The organism is Paenibacillus sp. strain BS8-2 (assembly GCF_054483835.1).
This window is the reverse complement of sequence record NZ_CM137010.1, coordinates 572,500-585,207: the sequence shown is the minus strand read 5'-3', so window position 1 is coordinate 585,207 and position 12,708 is coordinate 572,500. Positions and strand designations below refer to the sequence as shown.

4 protein-coding genes are annotated in these 12,708 nt (G+C 49.0%); all 4 read left to right on the top strand.

What is annotated here, in order from left to right; translation table 11 throughout:
• Positions 1-77: 77 nt before the first annotated feature.
• The 4 genes from ACX1C1_RS02405 (at position 78) to ACX1C1_RS02390 (ending at position 12,585) form a co-directional block, all read left to right on the top strand.
• On the top strand, positions 78-3,002 hold the full coding sequence (locus ACX1C1_RS02405) for a family 78 glycoside hydrolase catalytic domain (RefSeq protein ID WP_458955601.1): 2,925 nt from the start codon (positions 78-80) through the stop codon (positions 3,000-3,002).
• Between the two features lie 451 nt (positions 3,003-3,453).
• Positions 3,454-8,934: an S-layer homology domain-containing protein gene (locus tag ACX1C1_RS02400; RefSeq protein ID WP_458955600.1), complete on the top strand. Its 5,481-nt coding sequence runs from the start codon at positions 3,454-3,456 to the stop codon at positions 8,932-8,934.
• Between the two features lie 125 nt (positions 8,935-9,059).
• A complete protein-coding gene (locus ACX1C1_RS02395) occupies positions 9,060-10,751 on the top strand; it encodes a response regulator transcription factor (RefSeq protein WP_458957577.1) in 1,692 nt (563 codons plus the stop codon).
• Entirely contained in the window at positions 10,741-12,585 is a 1,845-nt protein-coding gene (locus ACX1C1_RS02390) for a cache domain-containing sensor histidine kinase (RefSeq protein ID WP_458955599.1), read from the top strand. Before ACX1C1_RS02395 ends, ACX1C1_RS02390 begins: the two co-directional genes overlap by 11 nt.
• Positions 12,586-12,708 lie beyond the last annotated feature (123 nt).

The window sequence follows — 12,708 nt, the reverse complement described above, 5'->3', positions numbered from 1 at the left end:
TTACCTATACCCATTAGTATAATGAAGTTGTTCGTAAAAAGATTGATAAATTATTGTCTTTATGGGAGCGGATACTCATGGACCGAATCGTTGAACGTCTAGATTGGCATGCAAATTGGATATGGGGAGGGAACGAGTCAAGTCCGAGAAATGAATGGAGATGCTTTCGCAAATCGTTCCAGCCCCTAGAGGAGGTTGGTCAAGCAAAACTGAGAATAAGCGCAGACTCTCGTTATGTGCTCTATGTGAATGGAAAGCAGGCTGGTCGAGGACCTGTTCGCTCATGGACGACTTCTTGGTCGTATGACGAATATGAGATTGGGCATTTGCTAGAGCCGGGCAAGGAGAATGTAATTGCGGTGCTCGTGCTGCATTATGGTATTTCTACGTTCCAATACGTTAGAGCGCGCGGCGGTCTCTTGCTTCAATTGGACTATCCAAACGGCGATGTGGAAGATGGTGGAGTCACAACCGATCACTCCTGGAAAACAGCCGTTCATCAAGGCTATGATACGAATTCGTCGCGGATATCCTGTCAGATGGGGTTTACAGAAATTGTAGATGCCAGATTGTGGGATGAGAGATGGGTAAGTGCCGGATACGATGATTCAGCCTGGGAAGCTGCAACGGTGATCGGCGAGGCGGGCGTGGAACCCTGGGGAGCTTTGGTACCTCGCGATATCCCGTTCCTGACCGAAGAGCCCATCTACCCGTCTAGAGTAGAATCGATTAGCGCTGTTCTTGCGCCAAAGTGGGGCGTTGTCATTGATTTGTATGCGCTTATGTCTCCAGACAGCGGAGATCATTCGAACAATATTCAGTTCTGTGGTTATTTGGCGGCGGAGCTTCAATTAGAAACTTCGTCCGACATCATCATCGGACTTCCCGATGGAGGGAGAATAAAACCAGAGTTATGGATAGATGGAAAGTTCTGCATTCCGGATGAACTCCCCGCACAAGTAACGCTAGAGCGCCAATGGACGTTGCGACTGGAAGCGGGCTCCCACATCCTTCTGCTCGACGTATCGGGCATGAGTCATGGACACGGTTTCCACATCGGGATTGACTGCGCATCTCCTTTCTCCTTGCAGCCGATTAAGACTGATGATGCTGGGGCAGAGCAAGGAGAATCGGAGTTCACGCTGATCGGTCCATTCGATGCGCTTACGATTATTGACTATCGACCATCACGAGAGCTTAATCGAGCACACCCGGACTATCTGGCCATCCGCGAGGCTGCTTCGGCCGCTGAGCTTATTGAATTTGTAAGTTGGTTCAAGGTAATAGAGCCGGTCTATATTAATCGCAATGATGTGTTTGCAGCTCACGTCTGGCAGATCGAGAATAAGCCGCAACCTATGCCGCAATCCGCAACTTTCGCCGTTACAGCGGGGCTCGATGCGGCGTTATTGCCAGTCTTTCCGGACAGGGATACGGAGCTTGTCATCGATATGGGCAGGGAGTTATCGGGATACATCACATTCGAACTCGACGCTTCCGAAGGAACGATCATTGATTTGTATGGGCTCGAATATATACGGGACGGCTGGCGGCAACATACGTATTCGCTCGATAATACGCTGAGGTACAGATGCCGGGAAGGACGTCAGTCCTATCAATCTGTCATTCGTCGCGGACTTCGTTATCTAACATTGACGGTAAGAGGAGCGGATCGTCCTGTTCGTCTATATTCGGTCCAGATGATTCAAAGCAACTATCCCGTTGCCAACGTCGGCCAATTCCTGAGCAGCGACACGAAGTTGAACGAAATATGGCGAATCAGCCGGGAGACGACCCGGCTTTGTATGGAGGATACATTCGTGGATTGTCCTGCCTACGAGCAAGCTTATTGGGTGGGGGATGCGCGTAATGAGGCACTAGTTAATTACTATACGTTCGGGGCCAAAGAGATCGTGGAGCGATGCCTGAAGCTTGTACCCGGCTCTGGTGACAATACGCCATTTTATATGGATCAATTGCCGAGCGGGTGGAATAGTGTCATCCCGAACTGGACCTTCTTCTGGGTGACAGCTTGTCTAGAGTATTACGAATACGCTGGGGATAAGAAGTTTCTGAACGATATATGGCCGCATGTGGAGCGTACGATGCATGCGTATTGGCAGGAGCGGAACGAGCAAGGTTTGTTTGAATTTAACGGCTGGAATTTGCTTGACTGGGCACCGTTTGAGCAGCCCGCGACCGGCATCGTGACACCTCAGAATATGTTCCTGGTCAGAGCGCTTACACACGCAGCCGAGATCGCTCGGATTGTCGGAGAGTCCGCCAAGGCGATGTCTCTGAACGAATGTGCTCAGGCTCTCCGACAATCTATCAATCAATATTTGTGGGATGATGAGCGATCGGCATATGTCGATTGTATTCGAAGCGATGGCAGCTACTCCGAGACGTTGAGCGTGCAGACACATATTGTGGCTTGCTTATGCGACATTGCCCAAGGGTCTAGGAAGGAAACGGCAGAAAGTTATTTGGTGGACGCTCCGCAATCGTTCGTGAAAGTAGGCAGTCCGTTTATGTCGTTCTTCCATTATGAGGCGTTAGCAAAAATGGGACGATATGATTTGTTAATGCAGGATTTGCAGCGAAATTATGGGGTTATGGTGGACAACGGAGCGAGCGCTTGCTGGGAGATGTATCCGTGGAGCGGATTTTTCTCAGACCCTAAGCTGCTCACGAGGAGTCATTGCCACGCATGGTCGGCAGGACCGGCTTATTTCCTAGGCGTGTATGTCCTGGGCATACAAGGCTTGACCCCTGGATGGAGCGAAGTGAAATTCGCGCCGCAGCCTTGCGGGCTGCGATTTGCGTCTGGGTCCGTACCTTTGCCAAGCGGAGAACGGATCGATGTATCGTGGCGCGAAGAAGGCGATGGCCAATTACAGGCGATCATCTCTGCGCCATCTGCGGTCAAGATCAGCGTGGAAGCACCTGCCGGGTATGAGATGACCGTTGTGTATCGATGCATTGGGAAGGAACTGCCGTGAAAGTCAACTAAGATGTGGAAGCTCCGAAGATTACGGAGCAAGAGTAGGCAAGGCAAGTCCAACTATGGACCGAAAAAGAAGGAGTCTCACCCTAGTAATAGGGCGGGATTCCTTTTTTTATCTCAAAACATGCGCAACATACAAGCATCTCATAGCCAGAAAAAACAGGAATATTAATTTCGTACAAAACGAGCTTGCTCGCTGTAGTCCTAATGCTGACTCCCCGCCCATTCATTTGCTTATGAAGAGTATCTGCTATAAAGACTTCCTGCTTCCCCGAATGTACTCTTTAGTAGAGTCAAATCGCTGCACTTCATAATGACTCGGTTTCTTAAAGCCTGGCTACCAAATTCAAGCTTTTATTCAAATGAAAGTGAGGGATGTAAGGAAGGATTTATGAATCGATGGATGTCAGCAAGATCAGGTTGAGCATGAAGAAGGAGGAGTCAATTTGTTTACTAAAAAAATTTTAAGCGCATTCATTGCATTACTAATGGTATTTTCCATTTTGCCCCTTTATGCAGCGGCGCAACCTCTTATGTCTGTAGAGTACCCTCCAGTTGCAGTTGCAGATGCGCTAGCTATTAATGGCGACGATCGAACGGCAGGGAGTGCTTTGAGCAGCAAGACGACGTCTATCGGAGATAAAGTGTGGCGTTCTGTTAGCGGATTACGATTTGCTCAAGATGAGATGAATAGCTCGGATAGCTATATTACAAGTGACGGAGTAGATCATCCTTATGCGTATGTTCCATATAATCCGTCAGTTGAAACCAATATAGAAGCGGATATTGTGCTGCAGAACTCGAGTTGGGTAGCGATAGGCTACAGCAGCGAAAATAATTATTTATGGACAACGGGTCAGATGTGGGTATATGTCGCTCCGACGGGTACCTATCAAATGTATAAGAACGGTATGGACTTGGTCGTTACCGGGCAAGCAGTTGTATCTAGCGGAACGGACTATACGAATGTGAAACTGCAATATAATAAGGCGACGGAAACCGCGTCATTATGGATTAATGGAGTAGAAGTAGAGACGGATCTTCAGATAGGAGAAGTAGGAGAGATCAACTATGCTGGATTTATGATTACTTATCCTACTGCCTCCGAACAACGAATCAAGAATGTAGTCATTCGCGGAGAAGAGCAACAATCGCTTGCTATAGCAGATGATTTGTCCGCTGCTGATTCCAATCGATCACTGGGCAGTTCCTTAAATGGACAATTTACGCCTATAGCTGCAGAGCAGTGGGCAGCTAGTTCCCAGCTTGTATTCGCAGAAACTGCGGGCAAACAATATGTGACCAGCAATGCGGGAGGATATCCTACAGCATTCGTACCTTACCAGCCAGCAGGTGATGCGACAAGTGTTGAAGCCGATATCGTATTAGGTTCGGAGGATTGGTCGGCAATTGGTTATGCATCGGCTGCGGGCGAGTTCTGGACCGCTGGCGTGGGAGCGCTGTGGGCGAATATTAATAATAACGGAACATATCGGATTTATAAGAATGGGGTAGTCATGATAGCAGGCGGAGATGCCGTAGTATCCGCTGCGGGGAATCCAACACATGTAAAGCTGGCCTACAATCGTGTAGCAGGTACGATAACCTTATGGGTCAATGGGATAAAATACGCGGATCATGTTGAAGTAGGAGATTTGGATGGCGAGATTCTGTACGCAGGTTTTATGATCTGTACCGCAAGTGATGGCGGGCAGAATTTCTCCAACTTTGCCGTGCGTGGAGAAGCAAAGTTGTCGGAGCTGCCAATCGAGGTGTTTGATGATCTCGCAATGAACGATACGAACCGTGCGGAAGGAAAAAAACTGAATTATCTGGACACTTTGATGGATGGACGATGGTGGGAAGCGTCTCCTGAATTTGTATTTGCCGGAGACTCGACTGACAGCTATATTACGAGCAAGGATGGCGGGAGTAATCATTACCCGTTGGCGCAAGTGGCCTATACGCCAATAAACCCTATGACGAGTATTTCCTATGATATCCAAATAGGTGATATGCCTGCAGGTTGGATTGCATTGGGATATGCTAGTGACTTGAATTACCTCTGGTTTACAGGTCAGCTATGGGTATTACTAAATGCCTCGGGGTATTATCAAATATACTCAGAGGGATCGAATAAGTTATTGGCATCAGGAACGGCAGATATTGATGTGAATAATTATACTAACGTCAAGCTGCTATATAACGCGAATAGTAACACGGCTTCATTATGGATCGATGACGTTCTTTATGTGAACTCGCTGAAGGTGGGCGACGCGCCTCTGAATATCCAAACGGCAGGTTTCATGATGACTTCTCCGACGGCATATGGGCAGAAGATTAAGAACTTTACAATCGAGGGAGAATCGGAGGAGGTCCCGCCGTTCTATCCAGAGGATATTGTAAAGCCCGATCCAAGCGACTTCCCGATCGGCGTGTTTGAGGATGCTAACTTGATTCGCGGCAAAAAAGGGGAATTCAAGGCGATCATTAATGACCTTCAGTCCAGAGGTCTTAATGCAATTATGTTATCCAACGCTAGCGCTGAACGTGATTCGGAAATGCTGGAAGTATCCGATAAATATGGATTTGATGTGTTTTTTGGCGCACATGTTGATTGGTATCCTTGGTTGCATGATAAGAATGCGGCAGGCGACTTGAATGCCGCAAGAGATCTTGTCACTCCTGTCGTCGAGTTGCTCCAGGACCATCCAAGCGTGAAAGGCATTAACATTTCGGATGAACCAGAGCTGTATACGCTGGAGAAGCATGTGAATGCAGCAGAAATTATTCATGAGCTCGCTCCTCACATTAAAGTCTCTACCCCCCTTATTGGTTTTGATCGCGCAGGGCCCATGGCTGCGGCGCTAAATCCGGATATTTATATTGTTGATGTCTATCCGGCGGCCAAAATTAATCCTGAAGGCGATTTTTCGATGAATGCTTATGGGTATGGCGGTTGGGATTTTATCAGCTACACGCGTGAAGTGATTAAGGAAAAAGCAGAAGATACGCCGCTCTGGATGATTTTACAGACCCATGCTTATAACTCAGGCCGGTTTTCCTTACGCGAGCCGCTCCCTGCTGAGGTTCGCGAGCAGCAATGGTTAGCAATTGGCGAGGGTGCTACGGGTATATTCTGGTTTGTATACGGTTCACAGCTGGATTCGGGTTGGACGGGCTTGAGCGACAATGAAGTGTTGTTCTCCGAGGTAGAGGACCTTACCGGCAGATTGAACCCGCTGCGCGAGACCCTCTTGAGCACTAAGAAAGATGAGGATCGTTTCACGGCAACGGCTACAGGTTCTGCTAAGCCCTATATCAGTACATTGGTAGAGAAGAATGGCGACAGGCAGTATGTGGTTGCCGTCAATACGGACGTATTGTCCAATCAGTTGCTCACGATTGAATCCAAGCAATTTGAAGGACAATTAAAGGATTTGGAAACGGATGAAATATTCACAATAGGGGAATCGGAGATTGATGTGCGGCCTGGAGACGGTAGAATGTTCGAAGTTATTCCGTCACATTCCTTCACGGAGCCTACGGTGAAGATTACGAGTGTGGAGTCTGGCATCACGTTAAATGTGGGCGATCAGCTTGGATTCAGAGCAGAGGCCGGTGCTCCTGAAGGAATTGCCAAAGTAACCTATTACGCCAACGGAGATGAAATAGGTTCGTCGACAGCGGTTCCTTATATCGCGAATTGGACGGTGAATCGTTCGGGAAGCTATTCGATAACGGCAGTAGCGACAACAATCAAAGGGCTGGAAACCACTTCAGAGCCAATTGAAATAATGGTTAATGGCACGGATAATATGATTCAGAATGCATCCTTTGAAGCGTGGAGCAATAACAGCCCAACAAACTGGAATATCGGTTCAAATATTACAGCGACTCTGGATCAAACGGTATACCGTACAGGAGACTCGTCGCTGAAACTGTCTGGCGTAATTGACGAGGTAGTTCTATGGCAAGATGTGACCTTACAGCCGAACAGGGAATATGAATTAAGCGCATGGATCAAAACGGATGATGTAAGAGGCTCAGGTGCGCTGCTTCGTACGGTTGTCACAGGGCCGGCTGCTTATAAAAATATAACGCAGCCTATCTATGGCACGAAGGAATGGACCAGGGTGCATGTGAAATTTACAACGCCGTCTGTTGTCACATCTAGCAATGTCTCCTTGTATCTGGATGCGCGCATGGTGCCAGGAACCGTATGGGTTGATGATATAAGCTTTGTAGCTACAGGCGCGGCTCAGGTTAGCGACGGGCTGACCATGCATTGGTCCTTCGATGAAAGCGCAGGCGTCAATGTCTATGATTGGTCAGGCAACGGCCACACAGGCAATATTATTCGATATGTGAACGGCGAACTAACAGAATTTGTGCCGTGGGCGGTCGCCTTTGATTCAGGGGCCAAATACGGTTCAAGCGGTCTCTTCTTCGACGGTGTAGTTAATTATGTACAATCCCAGGACGAATTCAGCTTGGATAACGAAACATTCACTTGGTCATTATGGATGAATCCGCAGGAGTTCAGAGATCAGATCATTATGTCGAGCGAGCAACTGTCCATAGCCATCGAAGATGGACGCCTGAATGTAAGCGTGCAAGCGGAGAGCGGAGAATGGCATAGACTAACAGGTCCTGTAGTTAACGCATTGGGCTGGCGTCATATTGCAGTCGTATACGACCAAGCGAACGCGCTGGAACTATATATCAATGGAGAACGGGTTGCTTCGTCAAGTGCTGTTGGGAATTTAGCTGAAGCAAGTGGAGCGATAATCGTGGGCGCTTCATTAGAAGACACCAGCTTGAATCTACACGGATATATCGATGATTTGCGTATTTACGATCGTGCTTTAACAGGCGATGAGTTGAAGCGTTTGGCTCTGAAGCTAGCTAATCCAATACTGCCAAGCGAGCCAGGTTCTGAGAATCCGCCAACCGAATGGCCAACGAATCCGAATACAGCCCCGACACTGGAAGGTACAGTGACGATACCGGCTGGCCAAGCTGGCCAAGTCCATCTGAAGCAGCTGATTCAGATGTATGTTCCAATCGGCGCTTTGGATCATGCAGCAACCATTACGATTACCGAAGTAACAGATGCAGATGTACTGATTGCTGACTCATCCAATCCTCTGGCAAGTCGTATTTATGAAGTGTTGAAGACGGTAAGCGGCAATTTTAATAAACCTGTTACCATTCGAATGGCTTTTGATCCTGATGTTGTAGGTAACAGCAGACCAGCCATCTTCTACTATGATGAGGACGCCAAGACATGGGTTGAAGTTGGCGGTACCGTAGCAGAAGGCAATATGGTAGAAGCGACCGTGGATCATTTTACCAAATTTGCGGTGTTCGCAGTAGCTGATGCAACAATTCCTGCAAGCTTTACTGATCTGCATGGGCACTGGGCTGAGCGCCTCATTGCGCAAGCGAGTGAGCTTGGCTTCGTGACCGGATATCCGGACGGTACGTTCCGTCCAGAAGGCAAGGTAACTCGGGCAGAATTTGTGAAGCTGCTCATTGGAGCTTTGCAACCGGAAACGACCGAGCACGCTGCAGTGACGTTCGCGGATCACAATCAAATTGGGGAGTGGGCGAGGGAATCGATCGCTGCTGCCGTACAATTGGGCTGGATTCAAGGCTATGAGGATAACGCTTTCCGTCCGAACCAAACCATTAGCCGAGCAGAGATGGCCGTCATTGTGGCAAGGGCGCTGGCTCTAGCTCCGAGCACTGGCGGCGCAACCTCATTTGTCGATGATCAGGATATCCCGGAGTGGGGGAGAGAAGGGATTCATGCTTTAGCTCGCGAGGGACTGTTGACTGGTAGAAAGGGCAATCTCTTTGCTCCGAGCGCGTCAGCAACAAGAGCTGAAGCTGTTGTATTAATTCTTCGGGCATTGGAATAGCTTATAAGCACGAACCGACTACAACTTTATAGGGAAAGGAGCACGAGGAGGTCAACCAAGCCATAATGGATGATCCTCTTGTGCTCTTTTGGCTTGTTTGACAAGGTGTCTATGAATTGGCAAATATGAACAACGATGCTACACTTGATTCCATATTTGCGGCAAAAACCGCATGTTACATCGCAGGATGGGGGATCCGTATGTATAACGTCATGATCGTGGAAGATGAAATGCTGGTTCGTCTTGGGTTAAAGCATTCCGTCGATTGGGGCAAATTCGGCATGCAAGTCGTCGCCGACTTGGCTAATGGGGCCGAGGCTTGGGATCAGTTCCAGAGGGCAGCTCCGGATGTGCTGATTACAGATTTGAAGATGCCGATCATGGGAGGGATGGAGCTGATTGGCAAGATCAGGTCCGTGAATCCGACGACACGTATCGTTATTCTGACCTGCCTGGAAGAATTTCATCTGGCGAGAGAAGCGGTTACCCTCGATGTCAGCGGTTATCTCGTCAAGCTAAGTATGTCTACGGAAGAGATGGAGGCCGTGCTTGTCAAGCTGCGAGAGGAGCTTGCAAAGCAGCCCTCTCATGCCGAGCTTCCCTTGCCGGACGAGGCTTCCGCCAAGGAAAGCTTACTGAAGGATTTCCTGTTTCTACAGCGCTACACCTCAGGCGAGTTCGCTCGCAAGGCAGTTGGCATGAAGCTGTCCTTATCTGCACGCCGCCTAATGATTTGCGCGATGGAGCTCGATCCTTATGAACGTCTTCAAGAGAAGTTCAAGGACAGCCGTGGATCGCTCATTCGGTTGTCCCTGTTAAATGTGTTGGAAGAGGTGCTTAAATCCTATGATTGCTGCGAGGTATTCCACGACTCGGATAATAGATACGTTCTGATCTTTAGCTTTGCGGAGCTCTCGGGAGAGAGAGAAGCGGAGGAAGTGCTAGGAAGAATCGTGGGGCATGTACGGAAAGTTATGTCTGTCTATTTTGACATAACAGCAACGTTCGGAGCCAGCGGCAAGCAGGATGGATACGACAAGCTTAAGTTGCTCTACGAAGAAAGCCGGAAAGCGCTGAATAGAAGCTTCGTGGGTGGTCTTGGAAGAATGTATGTACACAGTGAACGGCAATCCGAAGCATTGACCGCGGAGACCGCCGATAAGCTGCAGAGGGTTGCTGCGATCTGGGAGGGGACGGGGCTTCCATATAGCTTGGTGTGCAAGGGTGTGTTGGAACGATATTTGAAAGCGTATTCAAGCTGTGAGAGAAAGGATTTGCTCGTGTTGTTTGCACGGCTTCTTCACGGTCCTATCGTCACGCTACGGCTAGCCGATGATGAGATTTCGGAGCGTTGTACGTTCTATGCAGCGGAATTATCCAAGGCAAGAACGTTAGATGCATTGATAGGGCGATACGAGGAGTTTGTTCAAGAGCTGCTACGAAAGCTTCGACGTCGTAAACAGACAAGCCCAGCCATCGCCTCCGTGCTGCGGTTCGTGGAGGAGAAGTATGCGGATAGCATTACCCTGCAAGAGGCGGCGGAGAACGTGCTCATGAATGCCAATTATCTCAGCACATTGTTTAAGAAAGAGATGGACATGAATTTCGTGGATTATGTGATGCGTTTCCGCATTGAGAAAGCAAAGGAGCTGTTCTTGACCGGCGGACTCAGGGCGTACGAGGTGGGAGAACGGATCGGATTTGCCAGCCACAGTCATTTCAGCAGGGTGTTCAAGCGTTATGCGGGTCTGAGCATTCGCGAATTCCGCAGAGGATGGACAGACGATAGTGCGGAGGATGCCGAGGATGAAGAATAATAGAATCCGTTCGTTCGGCTACAGTCGAAGCTTGCGCGTGCAGCTTAGACTAACCTTTATGCTGATCACATTCATCATACTGGCGATGAGCGCCGTTATGACGTATACAGGCGTTATGGATATTCTAGCCAAACGTACGAATGAATCCTCCACTCAATACATGGCGCAAGCAAGCGACGCGCTGATCAGCCTGCGCAATGACGTGGACAAGCTGACCAAACAACTGCTGATCGACCCGGACATCCAGAAATTTCTGGATAGGGAGGATGGGGAGGAGCTTTCGGACCAAATTATACTCCACAGGGATATATTAGAGCACTTGCATGATTCGATAGAGGGCCATGATTATGTCCGATCCATCTATCTTTTTGCCGAAGACGGTAGAGTAATTGGCACCACAGAGAATAAAACGAAGCTGCTCCACGATCCCGCTAAGCGGGAGCCCTTCTACTCCTCAGCACTGCATGAACGTGTTATTAGCGTGAACCATGATAACGATCTTCCGACACTCGTATGGGATGGCTCGAAGCGGAATGAAGAATTCGGCAGGACCATGCATGAGTCCGAGGGGCGATTGAGCGGCATCGTTACGGCGGCACGGGCGATGAAATCGTTGTATCAGAGCAAGCCTTCGGCGACGCTCATCATCAACGTGAAGGAGGAAAAGCTCTTTTCCTTATATAATAACGGCAAATCTGCGGAGCCAGAGCAGCTCTATCTGTGTGACGCCAGCTCGCGAATTATCTCCCATGCCGACAAGAGTCTGCTAAGAACGCAAAGCGACGCATGCGAACGTGCGAACGCGGAGCCTGCAAGCGGGAGTCTCCGATATAACGAAGAGCAAGTCGTCTACTATAAGCTGGCCGATACGGATTGGACGATGGTGAAAGCCGTCCCGGTCAGCGGGTACATCCGGGATTTGTTCCAGCTTCGCTATCAGCTTATCGGCATTCTGATTCTCAGCTTTATTGCCGCTTCCTTTCTGTCCTCGATCTGGATTAGGAAAATAACTCGACCTATGCAAAGGCTAATGGAAGCGATGTCCATGATCGAGAAGGGCAAGCTAGATGTTATGCTGCAAGAGACAGATCAGAATGAGTTTGGACGTCTCAGTTTAGGGTTCAACCGCATGTCGGCCGGCATCAAGGTGCTGATCGAACAGAACCGAATCGCGGAGAACCATAAGCGAAGGATGGAGATCCAGATGCTGCAAGCGCAAATCAACCCCCATTTTCTGTTTAATACGCTTAATACGATTAAATGGATGGCGGTTATGCACAAGGCGGACAACATTATGAAGAGCATCGGAGCGCTGGGGAGCCTGCTGCAGCCGATCTTTAAGAAGCAAGGGCAATTATGCCCCCTTGCCGAGGAATTGGATTATGCTGTCCATTACATTCAAATTATGAATTACAGATATGGAGAAGGTATCGTCGTCGAATTTGAGGTTTCCCCTGAGGTGCGAGCCGTTCCCGTTCCGCGGTTTGTCCTTCAGCCCTTGATCGAGAATGCCGTGCTTCATGGTTTCGAGCGCAGCGGTTATGCTGGGCTTATTCGGATAGAAGCGGAGAAGGTTCACGATTCTCTCTCTATCCGCGTGGTGGATGACGGGCAAGGAATGACGGAAGAGAGACTGCTGGACATCCAGCAATGGATGTGTGGGGAGACGCCTGGGGAAGAAGAGAATAGGGAAGATTCTGCCTTCGGAATTGGACTGCGCAACGTTCACCGTAGAATCCGGCTTATCTTCCCAGATTCCCCCGGACTTCTGATCCAGCATTCTCAATCAGGAGGCATCCAGACGGAGCTGCGCATCCCGATATCCGAGATTTAGGCACTGATTCATGAGAAGGGGATCATAAATTCACAGGCAGTCGATTTATGTGGCTTTCTCCGGAGAAAGAAGCATCTTTTCGGAGATAAGGACATTTTTCGGCTGCTTTTCCTTTGTTATGCT

Excerpts from the sequence above, each read along its gene's own strand:
- ACX1C1_RS02405 (WP_458955601.1), top strand. The coding sequence starts at position 78 with ATGGACCGAATCGTTGAACGTCTAGATTGGCATGCAAATTGGATATGG.
- ACX1C1_RS02390 (WP_458955599.1), top strand. The coding sequence starts at position 10,741 with ATGAAGAATAATAGAATCCGTTCGTTCGGCTACAGTCGAAGCTTGCGC.
- ACX1C1_RS02395 (WP_458957577.1), top strand. The coding sequence starts at position 9,060 with ATGAACAACGATGCTACACTTGATTCCATATTTGCGGCAAAAACCGCA.